The 20968-nt window shown below is 55.7% G+C and carries 24 protein-coding genes and 1 riboswitch; of the genes, 7 read left to right on the plus strand and 17 right to left on the minus strand.

Translation table 11 applies throughout. The features are described 5' to 3' along the window. From QNN88_RS02750 to pduF, 17 genes are all read right to left on the minus strand, one after another. Entirely contained in the window at positions 1–678 is a 678-nt protein-coding gene (locus QNN88_RS02750; protein ID WP_414239343.1) for an energy-coupling factor ABC transporter transmembrane protein, read from the minus strand. Next, positions 665–946, minus strand: a complete 282-nt coding sequence (locus tag QNN88_RS02755) for an energy-coupling factor ABC transporter substrate-binding protein (protein ID WP_414238860.1) — start codon at positions 944–946, stop codon at positions 665–667. The genes QNN88_RS02750 and QNN88_RS02755 overlap by 14 nt, the downstream gene beginning before the upstream one ends. A 1-nt stretch (position 947) precedes the next feature. After that, the gene (gene cbiM / locus QNN88_RS02760; RefSeq protein ID WP_414238861.1) at positions 948–1685 is read right to left on the minus strand and encodes a cobalt ECF transporter S component CbiM; all 738 of its coding nucleotides are present in this window, start codon (positions 1683–1685) and stop codon (positions 948–950) included. Beyond that, positions 1682–2395: a cobalt-factor II C(20)-methyltransferase gene (locus QNN88_RS02765; protein ID WP_414238862.1), complete on the minus strand. Its 714-nt coding sequence runs from the start codon at positions 2393–2395 to the stop codon at positions 1682–1684. The genes cbiM and QNN88_RS02765 overlap by 4 nt, the downstream gene beginning before the upstream one ends. Beyond that, complete coding sequence (cbiK, locus tag QNN88_RS02770) at positions 2392–3186, minus strand: sirohydrochlorin cobaltochelatase (protein ID WP_414238863.1); 795 nt, start codon at positions 3184–3186, stop codon at positions 2392–2394. The genes QNN88_RS02765 and cbiK overlap by 4 nt, the downstream gene beginning before the upstream one ends. After that, positions 3183–3983 (minus strand): cobalt-precorrin-6A reductase, encoded by an 801-nt coding sequence (locus QNN88_RS02775; protein ID WP_414238864.1) that lies wholly within the window; start codon positions 3981–3983, stop codon positions 3183–3185. Before QNN88_RS02775 ends, cbiK begins: the two co-directional genes overlap by 4 nt. Continuing rightward, positions 3980–4705 (minus strand): precorrin-3B C(17)-methyltransferase, encoded by a 726-nt coding sequence (locus QNN88_RS02780; RefSeq protein WP_042318211.1) that lies wholly within the window; start codon positions 4703–4705, stop codon positions 3980–3982. Before QNN88_RS02780 ends, QNN88_RS02775 begins: the two co-directional genes overlap by 4 nt. Further along, positions 4705–5760 carry a cobalt-precorrin 5A hydrolase gene (gene cbiG, locus QNN88_RS02785; protein ID WP_414238865.1) on the minus strand — a complete coding sequence of 352 codons (1056 nt, stop codon included), beginning with the start codon at positions 5758–5760 and terminating at the stop codon, positions 4705–4707. Before cbiG ends, QNN88_RS02780 begins: the two co-directional genes overlap by 1 nt. Then, positions 5741–6514 (minus strand): cobalt-precorrin-4 methyltransferase, encoded by a 774-nt coding sequence (locus tag QNN88_RS02790; RefSeq protein WP_414238866.1) that lies wholly within the window; start codon positions 6512–6514, stop codon positions 5741–5743. The genes cbiG and QNN88_RS02790 overlap by 20 nt, the downstream gene beginning before the upstream one ends. Further along, positions 6507–7076 carry a decarboxylating cobalt-precorrin-6B (C(15))-methyltransferase gene (locus tag QNN88_RS02795; RefSeq protein ID WP_414238867.1) on the minus strand — a complete coding sequence of 190 codons (570 nt, stop codon included), beginning with the start codon at positions 7074–7076 and terminating at the stop codon, positions 6507–6509. The genes QNN88_RS02790 and QNN88_RS02795 overlap by 8 nt, the downstream gene beginning before the upstream one ends. After that, positions 7066–7671 carry a cobalt-precorrin-7 (C(5))-methyltransferase gene (locus tag QNN88_RS02800; RefSeq protein WP_414238868.1) on the minus strand — a complete coding sequence of 202 codons (606 nt, stop codon included), beginning with the start codon at positions 7669–7671 and terminating at the stop codon, positions 7066–7068. The genes QNN88_RS02795 and QNN88_RS02800 overlap by 11 nt, the downstream gene beginning before the upstream one ends. Further along, a complete protein-coding gene (cbiD, locus tag QNN88_RS02805; protein WP_414238869.1) occupies positions 7665–8804 on the minus strand; it encodes a cobalt-precorrin-5B (C(1))-methyltransferase CbiD in 1140 nt (379 codons plus the stop codon). Before cbiD ends, QNN88_RS02800 begins: the two co-directional genes overlap by 7 nt. Continuing rightward, a complete protein-coding gene (locus QNN88_RS02810) occupies positions 8801–9433 on the minus strand; it encodes a cobalt-precorrin-8 methylmutase (RefSeq protein ID WP_414238870.1) in 633 nt (210 codons plus the stop codon). Before QNN88_RS02810 ends, cbiD begins: the two co-directional genes overlap by 4 nt. Before the next feature lie 12 nt (positions 9434–9445). Continuing rightward, positions 9446–10405 carry an adenosylcobinamide-phosphate synthase CbiB gene (gene cbiB, locus QNN88_RS02815; protein WP_414238871.1) on the minus strand — a complete coding sequence of 320 codons (960 nt, stop codon included), beginning with the start codon at positions 10403–10405 and terminating at the stop codon, positions 9446–9448. Next, the gene (locus tag QNN88_RS02820) at positions 10402–11781 is read right to left on the minus strand and encodes a cobyrinate a,c-diamide synthase (RefSeq protein WP_414238872.1); all 1380 of its coding nucleotides are present in this window, start codon (positions 11779–11781) and stop codon (positions 10402–10404) included. The genes cbiB and QNN88_RS02820 overlap by 4 nt, the downstream gene beginning before the upstream one ends. Positions 11782–11869: 88 nt before the next feature. Next, positions 11870–12045, minus strand: a riboswitch (cobalamin riboswitch). Between the two features lie 293 nt (positions 12046–12338). Beyond that, the gene (gene pocR / locus QNN88_RS02825; protein ID WP_414238873.1) at positions 12339–13256 is read right to left on the minus strand and encodes a transcriptional regulator PocR; all 918 of its coding nucleotides are present in this window, start codon (positions 13254–13256) and stop codon (positions 12339–12341) included. A 203-nt stretch (positions 13257–13459) separates the two neighbouring features. Further along, positions 13460–14269 carry a propanediol diffusion facilitator PduF gene (pduF, locus tag QNN88_RS02830; RefSeq protein ID WP_414238874.1) on the minus strand — a complete coding sequence of 270 codons (810 nt, stop codon included), beginning with the start codon at positions 14267–14269 and terminating at the stop codon, positions 13460–13462. A gap of 523 nt (positions 14270–14792) precedes the next feature. On the opposite strand from pduF, the gene pduA reads away from it, so the two are divergent. The 7 genes from pduA to QNN88_RS02865 are packed head-to-tail and all read left to right on the plus strand — an operon-like array spanning position 14793 to position 20965. After that, positions 14793–15077 (plus strand): propanediol utilization microcompartment protein PduA, encoded by a 285-nt coding sequence (gene pduA, locus QNN88_RS02835; RefSeq protein WP_414238875.1) that lies wholly within the window; start codon positions 14793–14795, stop codon positions 15075–15077. Then, positions 15074–15886 carry a propanediol utilization microcompartment protein PduB gene (gene pduB / locus QNN88_RS02840; RefSeq protein ID WP_414238876.1) on the plus strand — a complete coding sequence of 271 codons (813 nt, stop codon included), beginning with the start codon at positions 15074–15076 and terminating at the stop codon, positions 15884–15886. Before pduA ends, pduB begins: the two co-directional genes overlap by 4 nt. 18 nt (positions 15887–15904) lie before the next feature. Next, positions 15905–17569 carry a propanediol dehydratase large subunit PduC gene (gene pduC, locus QNN88_RS02845; protein ID WP_414238877.1) on the plus strand — a complete coding sequence of 555 codons (1665 nt, stop codon included), beginning with the start codon at positions 15905–15907 and terminating at the stop codon, positions 17567–17569. Positions 17570–17579: 10 nt separating this feature from the next. Next, positions 17580–18248 carry a propanediol dehydratase medium subunit PduD gene (pduD, locus tag QNN88_RS02850; protein WP_414238878.1) on the plus strand — a complete coding sequence of 223 codons (669 nt, stop codon included), beginning with the start codon at positions 17580–17582 and terminating at the stop codon, positions 18246–18248. Positions 18249–18261: 13 nt separating this feature from the next. After that, positions 18262–18783 (plus strand): propanediol dehydratase small subunit PduE, encoded by a 522-nt coding sequence (gene pduE / locus QNN88_RS02855; protein WP_414238879.1) that lies wholly within the window; start codon positions 18262–18264, stop codon positions 18781–18783. Between the two features lie 9 nt (positions 18784–18792). Next, positions 18793–20625 carry a diol dehydratase reactivase subunit alpha gene (locus tag QNN88_RS02860; protein WP_414238880.1) on the plus strand — a complete coding sequence of 611 codons (1833 nt, stop codon included), beginning with the start codon at positions 18793–18795 and terminating at the stop codon, positions 20623–20625. Next, complete coding sequence (locus tag QNN88_RS02865; protein WP_414238881.1) at positions 20615–20965, plus strand: glycerol dehydratase reactivase beta/small subunit family protein; 351 nt, start codon at positions 20615–20617, stop codon at positions 20963–20965. Before QNN88_RS02860 ends, QNN88_RS02865 begins: the two co-directional genes overlap by 11 nt. Positions 20966–20968: the final 3 nt, after the last annotated feature.

The raw sequence follows: 20968 nt of genomic DNA on the forward strand, positions 1-20968 counted from the left end.
TTACAGGTGAAAATCACCCTGATACAATTTGATATCTAACGTCGCCGCCATTTGCTGATAGCGAATCAGCACCCGGGTAAACAAAACGCCCACCAGCATCGCCAGCGAGCGATAGCCAATCGGCAGACTACGATAGCCAAAACGCAGTGTCTGCGCGCGATGAATGGCCATCGCTTCATCTAACAGAATAAAAATAAAGCGCCAGGTCAGCAGGATCTGTTCTGTCAGCAGACGCGGTATCCGCGCCCGTTTAAGCAGTAAAATCAGCTGCGGAAACGGCAGGTTAAGCACCAGCCAGAACGTGGCGGCCAGCGCCGCCAGACTGCGCCAGAACGTCTCATTTGCAGTATGCAGCCCCGACGACGTCACGCCCAGCCAGTAACTGCCAACCGGAAAACTGACCAGCAGCGTTTGCGAGTCACGGCTGATGCTGAACAGAATCGTCACCACCCCTACCACCAGAAAGCCAAACGGCAGCGCCATCCAGCGGCACCAGCGGCGCAGGGAGATACGCAGCAGCCAGCAGGTCAGCCCGGCAATTAGCGCCAGCTCAATACCCTGTCCCCAGGCGGGCAGGGTAAAGGCCAGAATCATCAGCAACAGCCAGAACAGGAACTTACGCTCTGGCGCGACGTGAAACCAGCGGCTCTGATAACTGAGTCGATCAAGCCCGGTCATCACGGCGTTGTCTGCCTTTGGTGTAACCCAGGATATAGAAAATCACCGCCGCGCCAAGCGAGCCCTGCAAGGTAAACAACAGGCTTTCAATTTCCCCGCTCGCCGGTTCATATAGCGGCTGGAACCACGGCTCATAATGCGGCGCCACCACCTGAATCTGGCTTTCCGCTTCACCATCCGAACCACCGTATTCTCCACCGTGGTTGATGAAGAACGGCAATACGACCAAAGCAATCACGATGGCTAACAATATCAGCGTCTTTTTCATCTTAATGTCCTTGCGCGGTAATCAGTTGCCGTTTCGTCAGCTGGTCGTAGATCATCACGGTCAGCAAGCCTTCGGCGATAGCAATCGGGATCTGCGTCAGGCAGAAAATCCCCATAAACTTGACGACAGACCCCGTCGCACCCGCTTCGGGATCCGGGAAGGCCACACCTAGCTGCACCGACGTGACAAAGTAGGTCACCAGATCCGCCAGCATGGCGCAGAGGAAAACGCCGACATCACGACGGAGCCCCGCACGGCAGGCCATCTTCCACACCATATAGCCGACAACCGGGCCAATGACTGCCATCGACATGCCGTTCGCGCCGAGTGTGGTTAACCCGCCGTGCGCCAGCAGCAGCGCCTGGAACAACAGTACAATAGCGCCGAGAACCGCCACCACGCCCGGTCCAAACAGGATCACTGCCAGCCCGACGCCTGTCGGATGTGAGCAGCTACCGGTAACCGACGGGATCTTCAGTGCCGACAGCACAAAAATAAATGCCCCGCACAGCGCCAACAGGACCTTCTGGTGGCTATCCTCCATGACGATATGGCGTAAACGCACCAGTCCGTACCACAGGCACGGTAAAAACAGCAGCCACCACGCCAGCGCCCACATCGGCGGTAAAAACCCTTCCATGATGTGCATGGCGAACGCCTGCTCCGGCACAATCATCAGTAATAGCGCCGCAGCCAGACCACTGAATGACAGCTGTTTCAGCTGTTGTTCGAGTTTCATTCTGCATACTCCCACTGTTTGTTAACCAGGATGGTCGAGAAATAAGGCAACGGCCGATCGTCGCTGACCTCGTTGAGATGCCGCCAGCATTGCTCTCCAGGGAGCGTCGCTTCGGCCATCATCAGTGCGCAGTTCAGTAATCCGGCCTGCTCCAGCAGCGCTTTAATACGCGCAAAGCGACCATAGACCTTCATCAGCACCAGACTGTCGTGTTGGCGAAGCGCGTGGGCAATTTCCGCTTCCGGCGCGGTACAGGAGATCACCGCCAGCGACTGTTGTTCCATCGCCAGCGGCGTTTTGGATCGGGCGGCAATGGCGGCAAACGATGTCACGCCAGGCACGATCTCCAGCCAGTCAGCGCACCCGATGCGCTGTAGCAAAAAGACCCAGGTGCTGAACAGCATGGCATCGCCGAGGGTGATAAATCCCACTTGTTTACCCGCCTCAACTTCCTTGACCAGCGCCGCGGCCACTTCATCCCAGACCGCCTCTTTTTCCGCGCTGTCTGCGCTCATCGGGAAATGGCAGCAGCGAATTTCTGTGTTCGCGCCGATATATTCCCGCACGATGGAAAGCGCCAGGCTGTCGCCGCCCTTTCGCCCCGCCGGCGCATAGAGGATATCCAGCGAACCGAGAATGCGGGAGGCGCGCACAGTGATCAGATCGGCCGCTCCCGGACCGGTGCTCAGGGCATACAGTTTGCCGCTCATGCCGCTTCCTCCATCGCCACGTTCAATGCCTGTTGCAGATGCGCGACGAACATCGCCCGTACCGCCGGGTTTTCACCAAGACCACTCAACCACGGCGTGGCGGGTATGCCCGCAGCATTAAACCGAGTTTTCCAGGAGTCCTCTTCATCAGAAGCCATATCGTTAATCGCATGATCGCCGGCGACAAGCATTAGCGGCATAAGATGGACGGCTTTGACCCCCTCTTTGCTCAGGCTCTCAATCAGAATATCGACTTCCGGATAGCTCTCCACCGCACCGACACGCGCCGGAAAGCGTTGCGCCGTCATCATATGGTCGAGACAGGCATAAGCGGCAAACGCGTGGTGGCTGGCGCCGTGGCCCATGAACACCACTTTTTCTTGCTCACCCAGCGCGGGCATCTGCTGTTGTAATGCCCGCATCAACTGCGCGTAATCGTCGTGGCTGCTCAACAGTGGCACGCCGAGCGTCAGACGAGCGAACAGCGGGCGCATGCTCTGCACTTCACGGACAATTTTTTCGTATTCGTCGCCGTTAATAATGTGCAGTGACTGAATCGCCACATCCTGATATCCCTGCTCCGCGAGCTTTTGTAACGCCTGAAGCGGGGTATCGATGTCGATCCCGTCACGCTGCTTGAGCTTGCGGATAATCATCCCGGAGGTAAAGGCGCGAAACAGGGTACGGTCGGGACAACTGGCGGCCAGATCGCGCTCACAGGCCACAATGTTTTTCTCACAAGTCTCGTGATAGCTGGTGCCGAAGCTAATCACCAGAAGCGCTTTTTTCATTTTTGGACTCCTTTAGCGGCGACCAGCCAGCGCGTTAAACGCTGAGCAAAGGCGGCCTGACTTTCCAGTAACTCATCTCCCGTCACCAGCGGTGCCGGGCGGGTAATCACGATGCAGGGAATGCCTGCATCCAGACAGGGCTGGACCTTTTCCTGATAGCCGCCTTCCGCACCGGAAGCTTTGGTTATCACGACATCAGCCCGACACTGACGATAAAAGACGGCGTTAAATTCGGCGCTGAACGGCCCGCACAGGGCGAATATCTCGCCGACGCCAAAGCCAAGATCGACGCACTGCTGAATGACTTCGGGTACAGGCAGCACGCGGGCAAGCAGCGTTTTTTCCGGTAACCCCGCGCGCCACAGCGCCAGATCTTTGCTTCCGGTGGTCAATAACACGCGATCGCCGAAGCGCCGGGCTAACTGACAGGCATCATCAATGTTCTGCACGGCGAAAAGCAGCGGATGCGTCAGGTCATCAAGCTGTTCCGGACGCTGATAGCGGCTCAGTAGCACGCCAGCCCGTTCGCAGGCGCGCAGGATGTTGCGGCTTACCACTTCGGCATAGGGATGCGAGGCATCAATCACCCAGCGCGTGCCGTTTTCCTTCAGCCAGTTCACCATTTCATCCTGCTCCAGGCGCCCACAGCGCACCTCGCCCTTAATATCACCCGCCAGCTGTTTTCCGGTTGGCGTCGCCACCGACAGGGTGTACGCCACGTTGGCGGCATCCAGTTGCTGGCACAGCGCGCGGGCATCGCTGGTGCCGCCCATGACCAGAACCTCACCAAAATTCACAGCACGTAGCCTCGTGGCGTGATCATCAGGCCGTCCTGCACATAGGTCGCTTTGTTGCCGACAATCACCAGACTGGTCATGTCCACCGGTTCGAAATCCATCTCACCCAGGGTGGTTAGCCATTTTTCCTGCTTCTTACGCCCGGCGGATTTCACCACCCCCACCGGTGTCTGCCCGCTCTTGCTGGCGGAAAGCAGTTCAAATGCACGCGCCAGATGACCTTCACGACCCCGGCTGCGCGGGTTGTAGAAGCAGATCACAAAGTCGGCTTCCCCGGCGGCGATAATGCGTTTTTCAATCACCGGCCAGGGCGTCAGGAGGTCACTCAAACTGATGTGGCAAAAGTCATGCATCAGCGGTGCGCCGAGCAGCGAAGCCGCGGCAATACTGGCGGTCATCCCTGGGATCAAACGGACTTCAACGTCCAATTTCTGTTTGCTGACCAGTTCCAGCACCAGTCCCGCCATACCGTAAATACCGGCGTCACCGCTACTGATCAGCGCCACATTGTGCCCGGCCTGCGCCAGTTCAATCGCCGCATGGCAGCGCTCGATCTCTTTGCACATCCCGGTCTTGATCACCTGCTTGTCACCGGTAAACGCTTTGACGAGATGGGTGTAGGTTTTGTAACCCACAATAATTTCTGCCGCCTGTAGGGCCTCAACGGCTTCCATGGTCATCATGGCCTGTGAGCCGGGTCCGATTCCGATTACGGTTAACATCAGTGTGAAACTCCCAAAGTGATAGTGACGCCCTGCTCGCGCAGGGTCTCGCCTGTCAGTTGCCCATGACTCAGCAGCCACGCTGCCGGACCCGAGACGCTTCCGACACCAACCGTTTGACGCACAAACGGTGAGGACGGAAAGTGATGTTCATGCTCACGCAGCGCGTCAGCGGTAAAGGTTTCAAACGGCACGCGCCAGCAGGAGGCCAACTGAATCAGCCCCTCTTCGTCTTTCTTGAGCGACACGCTGCCGATGGCTTTCAGCGCCAGCGGATCGAAGCGCTGCGCTTCAAGCTGACGGGCCAGCAGCGCTGCCAACAGCGGGAACGGCGTATCGCGACGGCAGCCAATGCCAGCGACCACCCGCTGTGGCACCAGTTTCCAGTGTTGAACCGGGATAGTCGGCAGTTCATTACGCAACGTAACGCACACCAGCGCATCCAGTTCAGGCAGTTGCTGGAGAGAGGACACGGTGATAAACCCCCGGCGATCGCAGTGGCGGACGTCTTCATCCAGTTCTTCATCCCACCACAGCCCCACGCGCTGGTTGCTCACCAGCATCTGATTGACGATTTTCACCGCGGCACGGAAGTCAGTCATCCGGGCATTGAGTTGAAATGCAAGAGTGTCCAGCGCCGCCATCTCATTAACGTCGGTCGCCGTGGTAATCACCGGATCGGCGCCCAGCATGCCGGCGAGATAACGGGTCAGCGCGTTCGCGCCTCCCGCGTGACCGGAAAGCAGGCTGATCACATGCTGGCCGCGCTCGTCGATCACCACCACCGCCGGATCGCTGAACTTGTCGTTGACCAGCGGAGCCAGTACGCGCACGGCAATGCCTGTCGCACCGATAAAAATCAACGCGGAATACGTAGAAAACGCGTCACGTGCGGCCTGAGCAAACCCGCCGTCGAAGGGTAAAAATCCCTCTTCCAGCAGTTTTTCACTGGTAAAACAGGTCAGCGGCAACATCGCGGCCAGTCGTTTCGCCAATGTGACCCCACCGGGCGTCAGGCAAAACAGCGCGATTGATTCAGGCTTTACGGTATTCATGGCTAAAGTCCGCTGCATAGAGTCTGGAGTAGTGATACTCATCCCCGAGGAAATTTCCGACCAGAATGAGCGCCGTTTTGCGTATCCCGGCATCGCGCACTTTATCGGCGATATCTGCCAGCGTACCGCGTACGGTCTGACTTTCCGGCCAGGTCGCTTTGTAGATGACCGCGACCGGCGTGGTTGCCGGATAACCGCCCTCAATCAAGCGTTCAGCCACCCGATTAATGCGCTGGACGGAGAGATAAATCGCCATTGAGGTCTGGTGGCTGGCGAAGGATTCCAGTTGTTCACGCTCCGGCACCGGCGTGCGGCCTTCGAGTCGGGTGATAATCAGGCTCTGCGAAACTTCCGGTACGGTATATTCGACACCCAGTTCCGCTGCCGCGCCGAGGAAAGCGCTGACGCCCGGCACTACCTGCCAGGGGATGCCGCGTTTGGTGAGCTCTTCGCCCTGTTCGCGCACCGAACCGTACAGCGACACGTCGCCGGTTTGCAGGCGCACCACCGTTTTCCCGGCCTTCACGCCGGTTTCCATCAGTTCGAGGATCTGTTCAAGATGCAGTTCTGCACTGTCGTGGCACTCTGCGTCCTCCGGGCAATACTCCAGCAACTCGGTATTAATCAGCGATCCGGCGTAAATCACCACCTGCGCCTGTTGCAGCAACCGGTAACCCTTGAGGGTAATCAACTCCCGGTCACCCGGACCTGCGCCAACAAACCACACACAACGGGGATCAAATGTCTCAGACATGGCGTTCTTCCTTCTGACAGGCGATGACAAAAACGGGATTGTTCGGTTTGAAATAGTGACCCACGCCCAGCGTGGTCAGCGACGAAATCTGCATTTGCAGGCAGTCCACCTCCTCTACCCCGAGCTGTTGCAGATGGGCCAGCGCGGTGTTGAGGTTTTCCTGTAGGATGAAGGTCATCACCAGACGTCCACCAACGTGTAACTGGCGCATCGACCAGTCGATGAGCTCCGTCAGATGACCGCCGCTGCCGCCCATAAAGACAGCATCGGCTTTCTCGGTCATCATCATCGGCGCTTCCCCAGGCAAAATATCGATATTCGCGCAGGCAAAATGCTGACGATTTTCGTCCAGCAAACGCAGCGCCGCCGGATTGCGCTCGATAGCCGTGATATGCAGCGACGGAAACTGCAGCGCAGCTTCGATGGACACACTGCCGGTTCCGGCCCCGATATCAATCAGGTGGCTGGCCCGGTGCAGTTCAAGTTTTGCGAGAGCGAGCGCACGTACCGCTTCTTTGGTCATCGGCACCTTCTCACCACGCAGGAAAAGCTCATCTTTCATCAAGGATCACCACTGCATTCATCTCATATTCGGCATGGACCTCGCTGACGCGCAGCCAGTGGATCCGTTCGTTTTCCATCGCCAGGTTTTCGCCAATCACCATCCAGCAATCCCCCTTTCCCCGTGCAACCAGCTGCGCGGCAATTTCACGCGGCCCGCACTGACCGTCGGTGACCATCGCCACTTTGCGCTGCTGCGCCAGCGTGTCGAAGCAGACTCGACGCCCGTGACTACTGGTGAGCCACATGTCATTCATGTCGATTCCCGACTGCGCGCACAGATACTGCACCGCGCTGATACCTGGAATGATGCGGACCTGGGTAATGCCAAAATGCGCCACCATCCGCGTACCGATGCCGTAAAACAGCGGATCGCCGGAAGCCAGGATCACCACCTTTCTGTCCTGATGTGTCTCAATCCATGCCAGCAGTTCGGGAATGTTGGCGCCGAGCGCAAACTGCTCGCCGCGAAAGTCCGGGAACTGCTGCAAATGGCGCTTACCGCCGACCAGCACATCGGCCTCTTCAACCGCCGCGCGCGCCGCCGGCGTCATCAGGTGCAGACCGGCAGGCCCCATTCCGACCACCGTCAGCATTGCATCTCCTGAGCGATCGCTTCGATCGGCCTGTTGCTACCCAACACCTCGTTATCAAAAGAAAACATGATCGCGTCGCAGGTCGGCGGATTTTTGGTAAAACGCAGCATCTGCATCACGCGCTGGCAGATACGCCCGGCAAGGTGGTTGTAGATATGCTGGAAGCCGTAAGCCTCGATATGTTCCATTGCCGCTTCGGTGGTATCGCAATCACTCACCAGCGTCAGCAATTCCATCGGTGCGCCAAGCAGCGCCAGATGCGCCACCAGTGTTTCCATCCGCGCATCAGCAATATGGCTGTGGGTATGGAAGATCCCGGCGGCAATTTTGATGAGCTTGCCTGGGTGGCCGACTAACACAATTTGACGAAATCCCAGCCGCACTGCCTCTTCAATCATGTAACCGACAAAGTTGCTCATGGTGACCACCACGTTGCTGTCGATGCCCATCTGCTCGCGAACGAAACGTTCACCGTGGTTACCCGGCACCAGAACCACCCGCTCCAGCCCGGCGGCACGCTTAATTTCCAGCTCCAGCGATAGCGACCGCTTCCAGCTCTCTTCAGACATCGGCGTCACAATGCCGGTGGTGCCGATAATGGAAATCCCACCGAGAATACCGAGGCGCGAGTTGTAGGTTTTTTGCGCCCGCGTTTCGCCTTCAGGGGCAAAAATCTCGATCTCCGCCCCGCGCGCCGGACCAATCGCCTCACGTACGGCGGACTCAATGGTCTGTCGCGGCGTGCGATTAATCGCTGCGCTACCGACAGGCAGACCAATCCCCTTACGCGTGACGGTGCCGACGCCTTCACCGCCCTGCAGTGTGATTTCCCCACTGTCGTTCAGCGTGACGCGGGCGAAAATCAACATCCCGTGGGTGGCATCAACATCATCGCCACCGTCCTTGCGAATCGCAGCAATGGCCTGCTGTCCTTCAATGTGTGGAGATTCCACGTTCAGGCAAAGCGTGACGCCGGAGGGTGTGACAATCGAAACCTGATGGATCAGATGCTGGCGCAGAACCATCAGCGCGGCGACTTTTGCCGCCGCCGTGGCGCACGATCCAGTGGTGTAACCTTTGCGCAGCGCTTTGCCGTTATGCCAGACGGGCGCGTCGAAAGTCTGATCGCTCATCGCGCCCCCTGCATGTGATAGAGCATGGCGTTAATAATCGCTGCTGCGACGTTGCTGCCGCCTTTGCGTCCGAGAGCGGCAATGGCGGGCAACGAGCTGTGCGTCAGCGCCTCTTTAGATTCCGCCGCTCCGACGAACCCTACCGGCACGCCGACGACGCCACTCACCGCCACATCATGTTCCAGCAGGCGAAACAGCGCGGTAGGCGCGTTGCCAAAGACAAACACTTTCTCGCTCTCTTCGGTTACGGCAATGTCCACTGCCGCCATAGAGCGCGTGATCTCCTGCGCCTTCGCCTGCGCCACGACGCGTGGATCGCTGATATAGCAGCGGCACTGCGCGCCCGACTTCGCCAGCAGGGTTTTATTGATTCCCGAAAGCGCCATCGTGGTGTCGGTATAGATAACCGATGGGCGACTTAGTGCTGCGCAGAGTTGCTCCAGCGCATCGTCCGAAAACCACAGAATATCCAGCCAGTCAAAGTCAGCGGTGGTATGAATCACCCGTTTGATGATCGCTTCATGCAGCGGGCTGGCAAACCGATACTCCGGGCGCGTTTCAGAAATTATCTCGCCAATGATGTCGAAACTTTTGGCTTCAATCGTCTGGGGTTGCTGGATGTATTGCATAGTCATTTATCCTCAGGCCACACCCACCACCAGCCAGCGCGTCACAAGGAACAGCGCCAGAGCCAGCGTTGAGGCAACCCACATCAGTCGAATCGTTTGGGAAATATCGTCTACGGAAATGTCGCGCTGCGCGTCACCGATCCACGGTTTATCTACGCGCTCGCCAAAGTAATCGTTCGGACCACCTAACCGAATGCCCAGCGCCCCGGCAACGGAGGCTTCTGCCCAGGCGCAGTTGGGGCTGCTGTGGTTATAACGATCCCGCCAGCCCACACGCAGTGCGCGCGAGCCATCGAGACGGCAAAGAACGGCGGCGGCGCTCAACAACAGCCAGCTCAGACGTGCAGGAATGAAGTTCGCGACGTCATCGAGTCGCGCACTGACCATACCAATCGCCCGGTATTTTTCGTGCTTGTAGCCCACCATGGAATCCAGGGTATTGACCGCTTTGTAAGCCATCGCCAGCGGCGCCCCGCCAATGAAGAGGAAAAACAGCGGCGCGATAATGCCATCAACCGTATTCTCCGCGACGGTTTCCACGACCGCCCGGTTAATCTGCGCCGGCTTAAGTTGCGACGTGTCGCGACCCACAATCCACGAGAGTTTTTCCCGGCTTTGCGCAAGATTCTCTGCGCGCAGCGGACGTTCAACGTCCTGCGCCGCATTCGCCAGGCAACGCCCGGCCAGCACAGTGAAGATCATCCAGACTTCGACGACCCAACCCAGCCACGGGTGAATCATCCACGCCAGCAGCAAAACGCCCCAGGCAACTGCCCACGTCAGCCCCACAACCACCAGCCACATCACCCCACCGCCGATACGCAGCGCCCGGTCGCTATGACAGTAGCGGCGAATAATCCGCTGCACGGCATTGATCAGATTGCCAATCCAGCGAACCGGATGCGGCCAGTTTTGCGGATCGCCAAGCAGCACATCGAGAATCCAGGCCACACACCATGCCAGCAGCGTCATAACGACTCCCGCGCGGCATTGAGCCAGTGATTAAGCATTGATGGACGTTGAGCAAAGTGAACGTGCAGATAGCTGGCAAAAGTGTTGCCGTTTTGCCAGCCGCCGGACCACGCCTGCAATGTCTGCCCGTCACGGACTTTGCGACAGGCCAGCACGGCGGGCGTTTCAGGAAAGAAATCAGAATAATGAAATTCATGACCGCGCAGCACATCACCTTCGGCGGCCAGCAGCGTGGGCTGAAGGGCCTGCGCTTCGCAGTAACCAAAGCGGGTCAGTCGTTTACCCATTTTGCTGCGACCAGGAATAATATCGGCCATGTGATGCTCGACCCCGTCGACATCTTCCAGCAAACTGCCGAGGTACATTAACCCGCCGCATTCGGCGTAAATGGCAACACCGCGCTGGTGCGCCTCGCGCAGGCTTGCCAGCATTGTCGTATTCGCCGCCAGCGCCGCTGCGTGCAGTTCGGGATAACCGCCGCCCAGCCAGACCATCTGGCATTCGGGTAACTGGCTGTCATGAAGTGGGCTGAAGCGGATAATTCTGACGCCGGCACGCGTCAGCAGCGCGACGTTATCGGGATAGTAAAAATTAAAGGCTTCGTCATCGGCCATCGCCAGCGTAAGCCCTTCACCGGCGTTGGGTGCAAGACTTTCTGGCCATTCGCCTTGCGGCAGTGTCTGAAGGTGGCTTAACGCCAGCAACCGATCGATATCCAGCGTGCGCTCAAGCGTGGCGGCGAAATCCTGCCATGGCTGCTGACTGACCACTGACTCACGCGCGGTAACCAGCCCAAGATGCCGTTCAGGCAGTGCAACGCCATCAACACGCGGGACATAACCCAGCACAGGAATGGCGCAATAGCGCTCGATGGCCGTTTTCAGCAACTGGAAGTGAGACTCGCTATTGACGCGATTCGCGATAACACCGGCAATGTTCAGCGTCGGGTCAAAATGCCGGAAGCCCATCACCGTGGCGGCAATGGAAGTCGACACGGCTTTTCCGTCCACCAACAGAATAACCGGACAGCCCAACTGCTTTGCCATTGCGGCGGTGCTGCAATAGTTGGGGTCAGTGCCGTAACCGTCATACAGTCCCATCACCCCCTCGATCACCGCAATATCTGCCTGCTGCATCTGTTCGCAGAAAAGCGCATTAAGAATCGGTTCGGAGAGCATGAAACTGTCGAGATTACGGGAAGCCGTGCCGCTAATGGCCGTGTGCCAGGCGGTATCGAGATAGTCAGGGCCGACTTTGCAGGGCTGGACGCGTAAGCCACGTTGTTTCAACACGTTCAGCAAGCCCAGCGTCACCGTGGTTTTACCACAGCCACTACCGGTTCCTGCCAGAACAAACGCGTACTGCTTTGCCGCCATGACCCTGATCCTGTTCAGGGTGGTAGGGATGTACTGACACCCAGTCTTCCGACTGTACGTGTCTGAGCAACCCACTTCCCACCGAAGTTGTTGGTAGTATCCGACAGGTAGGTCTTCTGGCTTAGCGTCTTCCTCGCCCGTCCTTCCCAATCTTGCGATCAGTGGTCTTTACGGGGTTGTCAGCATCACAGCAGCGGGGGCTGCGGGGGATTTTCACCCCCTTCCCTGACACAAATGTGTCAAACCTGTCGGCTTTAACGATGTGCAGATTAATTTCTGCTCATCACATCAATAGTTATTCACTGCGCATTTCTTTCATCACAAAGAATGCCGCAATAAGACGATTCTTAATGAAATGTCATGTCAAAGAATAATGAAACAACTCAACAATGACACTGTATCTCATCACATAAATAAAAACTGGTGAAGTTTATTGCGTAAAGAGCGATATTTTATTGCGCTATGACAATTTATTGCTGTACTAAAAACATTTAACCATTATAAATGGCCGTCCTGCACGGGAATAACAAAAATCGGCAATAGCAAAATATTGCTATTTATGCCGATTCAGCAGGCAAGTTTTCATTAATTTTTTGCCGGTAGGCCTGTGGCGTAATCTGATATGTCTGACGGAACACTTTGCAAAAATAGCTGGTTTGCGAAAAACCTAAATTGCGGGCAATACTGGCAATGCTCCAGTCACTGTGGCAAAGCAGCTCTCTGGCACTGGCCATGCGCTGCTGATTGACCCACGCGTTAAAACCAATGCCCTGATATTTTTTGAACAGTTTACTGAAGTAGTAAGGGCTCAGGTAAACGTGCGAGGCCACATCTTCAAGACGAAGATCGTCAGACAGATGTGCATCAATATAACGCAACGCCTTTTTCATTTTGCTGTCATGCGGGCTGGCGGCACGGGCCGGGCGTGCCGGTTCCGCAGGTTGTGTACTGTCTTTGATCACCACAAAATTCAGTTGTTTTTTGAGGCAGTTTTCAACAATGAGTTTGAGCAGATCCGCAGAAGCCATGACGCGAGAATAGTCCATCTCCGGGACATTGCTGAATTCGCTGAGCAGTTGAGGATCGGCCTGCCAGCGATCATCAACGTTAAGGATATCAACCAGATCGACACCGTCATCGTTACGCAAGCGCACCTGACCGCACAAGACGAACCCAACAAGATGGCCTGCGATCACAAGAGGAATAGAGAAATCGGTTAACCCGGCATGACAGCGATAAATACAGGGTTGATCCGATTTTGACGCTTCCAGTCCACCACAGCGGTCGCTCATCCGACACCGGGTACTGTGTTGCGGATGCTGACGCATCAACTGACAAAACGGTGTAAAGTTAAAGAGTTCAGAAATTTCATCACCGTGAATATTGACAACCACAACTGCCAGGCTGGTTGCTTGCGCAAAATCCTGTGCGATTTTATTAATGAGTTCTGAGTCCAGGGTGCTCGCAGAAATCATGATAAAATCCCTCAGTTAATCCATTGTTATAAATAGAACATAAATTTCACATTTACTTTTTATCATCCCTATCCCTGTAAATGACAGAAAGTAGAAGGGACAATAACAAAAGTCTCCCGGAGTGGGGAGACTTTTTAGTCAGTTCGTGAAAGCAGATCACGAAATAAAAATTAAAGACGTGATAATAGCCCGGCGCGTTGGAATTACGCGTCCGACTCTTCAATTTTACAGGTATTGCAGGGCAAATTTTTGCCAATGAGATACTTATAGACAGCGGCCCCAGCACAAGCGCCAATCACTGGCGCAATGATCGGCACAATAAAGTACGGAATATCACGTCCGCCTGTCATTGCGATATCGCCCCAGCCCGCCATCCACGCGAACAGTTTAGGGCCAAAATCACGTGCCGGGTTCATGGCAAACCCTGTTAATGGGCCAGTGGAAGCCCCAATCACCGCCACCAGAATACCGATCAGCAGCGGCGCCAGCGGCCCTTTAGGCACACCGTTGCCATCGTCGGTCAGCGCCATAATCAACCCCATCAGGATAGAGGTGATGACGATTTCGACCCCTGCCGCCTGCCACACGCTCAGCGCGGCCGCCGGATAGGTACTGAAAATACTGGCCAGATAGAGGCTATCTGCGCTGCCGCGAACCATATTGTGGGCAGTTTCATACTCGATGAATAAATTGCCGTAAAGCAGATAAGCCAGCACCGCACCGCCAAACGCCCCCGCAACCTGCGCGATGGTGTAAGGCAGGACTTTACGTCCCGGGAAGCAGGCAAACAACCAGAGTGCAACCGTGATTGCCGGGTTCAGGTGCGCTCCGGAAATCCCGGCAGTCAGATAAACCGCAAGCGAAATTCCCAGACCCCAAATGATACAAATTTCCCAGAGACCCAGACTGGCGCCTGCGACTTTCAGTGCGCTAAGGCAGCCGATACCAAAAAACAAAAATAACCCGGTACCCAAAAACTCGGCAATGCATTGCGCTTTCAGTGAATCATTCATTGTGACACCTTCTTAGAAGCGTTCGTGTCCTTACCAGCGGACCCTTGCTGGTCGTAGAGTACAACGCTACCTACTATAGAAAGAGGTCGCTGAAAATTGTTGGCAAACTGAACAGGTTAAGGCCTGGAAAAATCGTGTTGTTATAGCAATTTCTTGCCATTCATTTATTCAGAGGCAGCGCACAGAGTGCCTGAATGTAATTAACCAGGACGATTCAGAATAATAAAATTTCGTTATTTGCAGATTCTTCTTTTCCAATCAATGTCACAAATCGATTTTCTCGCATAACAAATTAAATTAATACTGTCACCCTCAAAAATGTAAATATGGAATAGCAAAAACCAAAATATCACATCCGTTAAAATTATCAAAACCAATAAAAACAGCAAGATAAAATACAACAAGGCAAGTTTGTCACATTCGCAGCCCACTAATTTTTCGCCCTGACTGATAAGTCAGCCATTCTTTTTCCTCGCTTCTTTTTATAGTCATGAGTATCGGGACAAACCCAGGCGAGGTCTTTATGCAACAAGAAGCATTAGGAATGGTAGAAACCAGGGGCTTAACTGCCGCCATAGAGGCCGCAGATGCCATGGTGAAGTCAGCCAATGTCATGTTGGTCGGCTACGAAAAAATTGGCTCAGGGCTGGTAACCGTCATCGTTCGCGGTGATGTCGGTGCCGTAAAAGCGGCGACCGATGCTGGCGCTGCTGCTGCGCGCAACGTGGGGGAAGTGAAAGCCGTACACGTGATTCCACGCCCTCATACCGATGTTGAAAAAATCTTACCGAAGGGAATTAACCCATGAGCAGCAATGAACTGGTTGAACAGATCATGGCGCAGGTCATTGCCCGTGTGGCAAAGCCTGATCAAGCGGGTATCCCTGATAAAACCCATCCAAAACGAGAGACGGCTATGGCAGAGAAGAGCTGCAGTTTAACGGAATTTGTTGGCACGGCGATTGGCGACACCGTAGGTCTGGTGATTGCAAACGTGGACAGTGCCCTGTTGGAAGCAATGAAGCTTGAGAAGCGCTATCGCTCCATTGGCATCCTGGGCGCGCGTACCGGCGCGGGTCCGCACATTATGGCGGCTGACGAAGCGGTCAAAGCCACCAATACCGAAGTGGTGAGTATTGAACTCCCACGCGATACCAAAGGTGGCGCGGGCCACGGTTCGCTCATCATTATCGGCGGTAACGACGTTTCTGACGTCAAACGCGGAATTGAAGTAGCGCTGAAAGAACTCGATCGCACCTTTGGTGATGTGTATGGCAACGAAGCCGGACACATCGAACTGCAGTACACCGCGCGCGCCAGTTACGCGCTGGAAAAAGCCTTTGGTGCGCCGGTTGGCCGTGCCTGCGGCGTAATTGTCGGCGCGCCGGCTTCCGTCGGCGTGTTGATGGCAGATACCGCCCTGAAAGCCGCAAACGTTGAAGTTGTGGCTTATAGCTCTCCGGCGCATGGTACCAGCTTCAGTAACGAAGCGATCCTGGTGATCTCCGGTGACTCTGGCGCAGTGCGTCAGGCGGTTATCTCAGCGCGAGAAATCGGTAAAACCGTTCTTGCGACCCTCGGTGCTGAACCGAAAAACGATCGCCCGTCCTACATCTGAACTCCGTGAGGCTCATTCATGAGATCGAAAAGATTTGAAGCACTGGCGAAACGCCCTGTCAATCAGGACGGATTCGTTAAGGAGTGGATCGAAGAAGGCTTCATTGCGATGGAAAGCCCGAACGATCCTAAGCCGTCGATAAAAATCGTTAACGGCGCCGTCACCGAACTCGATGGCAAATCGGTCAGCCAGTTTGACCTGATTGATCACTTCATCGCCCGCTACGGTATTAACCTGGCACGTGCGGAAGAAGTGATGGCGATGGACTCTGTTAAGCTCGCCAACATGCTGTGCGATCCGAATGTAAAACGCAGCGATATCGTACCGTTGACCACGGCAATGACGCCGGCAAAAATCGTCGAAGTGGTTTCGCACATGAACGTGGTTGAGATGATGATGGCGATGCAAAAGATGCGCGCGCGTCGCACGCCGTCTCAACAAGCCCACGTCACCAACGTCAAAGATAACCCGGTGCAGATTGCTGCCGATGCCGCAGAAGGCGCATGGCGCGGGTTTGACGAGCAAGAGACCACCGTGGCCGTGGCGCGCTATGCCCCATTCAACGCCATTGCGCTACTCGTCGGTTCCCAGGTGGGTCGCCCCGGCGTGTTAACCCAGTGTTCACTGGAAGAAGCGACCGAACTGAAGCTCGGTATGCTGGGACACACCTGCTACGCTGAAACCATTTCCGTCTACGGTACCGAACCCGTCTTTACTGACGGCGATGATACGCCGTGGTCAAAAGGTTTCCTCGCCTCTTCTTATGCCTCCCGTGGTTTGAAAATGCGCTTCACTTCCGGTTCAGGTTCCGAAGTGCAGATGGGCTATGCCGAAGGCAAATCCATGCTCTATCTGGAAGCGCGCTGCATTTACATCACCAAAGCGGCAGGCGTACAGGGTTTGCAAAATGGCTCCGTAAGCTGCATCGGCGTTCCGTCCGCAGTGCCGTCAGGGATCCGTGCGGTACTGGCAGAAAACCTGATCTGTTCATCACTGGATCTGGAATGCGCTTCCAGTAACGACCAGACCTTCACCCACTCCGACATGCGTCGTACCGCGCGTCTGCTGATGCAGTTCCTGCCGGGTACCGACTTTATCTCTTCCGGTTATTCCGCCGTGCCGAACTACGACAACATGTTCGCAGGCTCTAACGAAGATGCGGAAGACTTCGATGACTACAACGTCATCCAGCGTGACCTGAAAGTGGACGGTGGTCTGCGTCCAGTACGTGAAGAGGACGTTATCGCCATCCGTAACAAAGCTGCACGCGCGCTGCAGGCGGTTTTCGCTGGCATGGGCCTGCCGCCGATTACGGATGAAGAAGTCGAAGCCGCAACCTACGCACACGGCTCAAAAGATATGCCTGAACGTAACATCGTTGAAGACATCAAGTTTGCGCAGGAAATCATCAACAAAAACCGTAACGGCCTGGAAGTGGTGAAAGCGCTGGCTCAGGGTGGCTTTACCGATGTCGCGCAGGACATGCTCAACATCCAGAAAGCCAAGTTAACCGGGGACTATCTGCATACCTCCGCCATTATCGTCGGCGACGGACAAGTGCTCTCGGCGGTCAATGACGTCAACGATTATGCCGGTCCGGCAACAGGTTATCGCCTGCAAGGCGAACGCTGGGAAGAAATTAAAAACATCCCTGGCGCACTTGATCCCAACGAGCTTGGCTAAGGGGTGAACAATGGAAATTAATGAAAAATTGCTGCGCCAGATTATCGAAGACGTGCTGTCCGAAATGCAGACCAGCGATAAGCCCGTCTCGTTTCGCGCGCCAGGAACGCCAGCCGCGCCTGCAGCACAGGTCGGTGAAAGTTTTCTGACAGAAATTGGCGAGGCGAAACAGGGCACGCAACAGGATGAAGTGATCATTGCTGTCGGCCCGGCATTTGGCCTCTCTCAGACCGTGAACATCGTCGGTCTGCCGCATAAAAACATTCTGCGCGAAGTGATTGCCGGGATTGAAGAGGAAGGTATTAAAGCGCGTGTGATTCGCTGCTTTAAATCCTCCGATGTGGCGTTCGTGGCCGTTGAAGGCAACCGTCTGAGCGGCTCCGGCATCTCTATCGGTATTCAGTCAAAAGGCACGACGGTCATCCACCAACAGGGACTGCCGCCGCTCTCCAACCTGGAGCTGTTTCCGCAGGCCCCGCTGCTGACGCTGGAAACCTATCGCCAGATTGGGAAAAACGCTGCGCGTTATGCCAAGCGTGAGTCACCGCAGCCGGTTCCTACATTGAACGATCAGATGGCACGTCCGAAATATCAGGCTAAATCCGCCATCTTGCACATTAAAGAGACGAAGTACGTCGTGACGGGCAAAAACCCGCAGGAACTGCGCGTGGCGCTTTAATAAGGATCCCTTTATGAATACCGATGCAATCGAATCGATGGTACGGGATGTGTTGAGCCGCATGAACAGTCTGCAGGGCGACACATCAGCCCCGGCAGCAGCTTCGGGCAGTACGACCCAGACCGCAAAAGTGACCGACTATCCGCTCGCCAGTAAGCACCCTGAGTGGGTCAAAACGGCCACCAACAAAACGCTGGATGAGTTCACCCTCGAAAACGTTCTGAGCAACAAAGTGACCGCGCAGGATATGCGCATCACGCCGGAAACGCTGCGCATTCAGGCGGCTATCGCCAAAGATGCCGGCCGTGATCGCCTGGCCATGAACTTTGAACGTGCCGCGGAACTGACGGCAGTACCGGACGATCGCATTCTTGAGATCTATAACGCCCTGCGACCTTACCGTTCTACGAAAGAAGAACTGCTCGCAATTGCGGACGATCTTGAAAATCGCTATCAGGCCAAAATCTGCGCCGCGTTTGTTCGTGAAGCTGCGGTGTTGTACGTCGAGCGTAAGAAACTGAAAGGCGACGACTAAGGAAGGGTCATGAGATATATAGCTGGCATTGATATCGGCAACTCATCCACAGAAGTCGCGCTGGCGACGCTGGATGACGCTGGCGCGCTCACCATTACCGGTAGCGCGCTGGCGGAAACCACCGGGATAAAAGGCACATTGCGTAATGTGTTTGGGATTCAGGAGGCGCTCACGCTTGCGGCTAACAACGCAGGCATCAATGTCAGCGATATCTCGCTTATCCGTATCAACGAAGCCACCCCGGTGATTGGTGATGTCGCGATGGAAACCATCACGGAAACCATCATCACCGAATCCACCATGATCGGTCATAACCCGAAAACACCGGGCGGCGTCGGTCTGGGGGTGGGGATCACTATCACGCCGGAAGAGTTACTCACCCGACCGGCGGATACCCCTTTCATCCTGGTGGTGTCATCAGCTTTCGATTTCGCTGATGTCGCCACCATGATTAACGCCTCTGTTCGTGCCGGTTATCAGTTAACCGGTGTCATTTTGCAACAGGACGATGGCGTACTGGTCAGCAACCGACTGGAAAAGCCACTGCCTATTGTTGACGAAGTGCTGTACATCGATCGCATACCGTTGGGCATGTTAGCCGCCATTGAAGTTGCCGTGCCAGGCAAAGTGATTGAAACACTCTCTAACCCATATGGCATTGCAACCGTGTTTAATCTCAATGCGGACGAGACCAAAAACATTGTTCCGATGGCGCGGGCGCTGATTGGCAACCGTTCCGCCGTGGTGGTGAAAACCCCGTCTGGCGATGTTAAAGCACGCGCCATTCCTGCCGGAAACATTGAACTGCAGTCACAGGGACGAACGCTACGCGTCGATGTCGCCGCGGGTGCCGATGCCATTATGAAAGCGGTCGGCGAGTGCCCGAAACTGGACAACGTCATCGGTGAAGCGGGCACCAATATTGGCGGCATGTTGGAACATGTACGCCAGACGATGGCGGAACTGACCAATAAGCCAAGTAACGAAATTTTTATCCAGGATTTGCTGGCCGTGGATACCTCCGTTCCGGTCAGCGTCACCGGCGGACTGGCCGGTGAGTTTTCTCTGGAACAGGCCGTCGGCATCGCCTCAATGGTGAAGTCAGACCGTCTGCAGATGGCGATGATCGCCAGCGAAATCAAAGAAAAGCTGAGCGTGGACGTTCAGGTCGGCGGCGCAGAAGCTGAAGCGGCGATTCTGGGCGCGCTCACCACGCCAGGCACCACGCGCCCACTGGCGATTCTGGACTTAGGCGCGGGCTCGACTGACGCCTCCATTATCAATCCCAAAGGCGAAATTATTGCCACACACCTCGCCGGGGCTGGTGACATGGTCACCATGATCATCGCCCGGGAGCTGGGACTTGATGACCGCTATCTGGCGGAAGAGATCAAAAAATATCCGTTAGCCAAGGTCGAAAGCCTGTTCCATCTGCGTCACGAAGACGGCAGCGTTCAGTTCTTCCCGACAGCCCTTCCCCCTGCGGTGTTTGCCCGCGTCTGCGTGGTAAAACCGGATGAACTGGTGCCCCTGCCCGGCGATCTCGCGCTGGAGAAAGTTCGCGCCATTCGCCGTAGCGCCAAAGAGCGCGTATTTGTCACCAACGCCCTGCGCGCACTGCGGCAGGTCAGCCCGACGGGCAATATCCGCGATATTCCGTTTGTCGTTCTGGTCGGCGGCTCCTCGCTGGACTTTGAAGTCCCGCAACTAGTGACGGACGCCCTCGCGCATTATCGCCTGGTGGCCGGACGCGGAAACATTCGCGGCACCGAAGGCCCACGAAACGCGGTGGCGACAGGTCTCATCCTTTCCTGGCACAAGGAGTTTGCCCATGGACAGTAGCGTCACCACGCCTGCCATTGTCATTTCGACTATCGGCGACTGCCTTTCGGTCTGGAAAGAGGTGCTGCTCGGTATTGAAGAGGAAGGCATTCCGTTTGTGATCCAACACCAGGCGACGGGAGAAGTCGTTCAGAGCGCATGGCAGGCTGCCCGCCAGTCTCCGCTGCTGGTCGGCATCGCCTGCAACGAAGCAACCCTGGTCGTGCACTACAAGAATTTACCCACTTCAGCGCCGCTTTTTACGCTGACGTATCGCCAAAACAGCCTTGACCGGCGAAGTACTGGAAACAACGCGGCAAGGTTAGTCAAAGGGATCCCCTTCCGGGATCTCAATGCTTAATCC

Origin of the sequence: Citrobacter sp. ANG330 (assembly GCF_047467925.1) — a bacterium.
In the GTDB taxonomy this organism is placed as follows: domain Bacteria; phylum Pseudomonadota; class Gammaproteobacteria; order Enterobacterales; family Enterobacteriaceae; genus Citrobacter_A; species Citrobacter_A amalonaticus_G.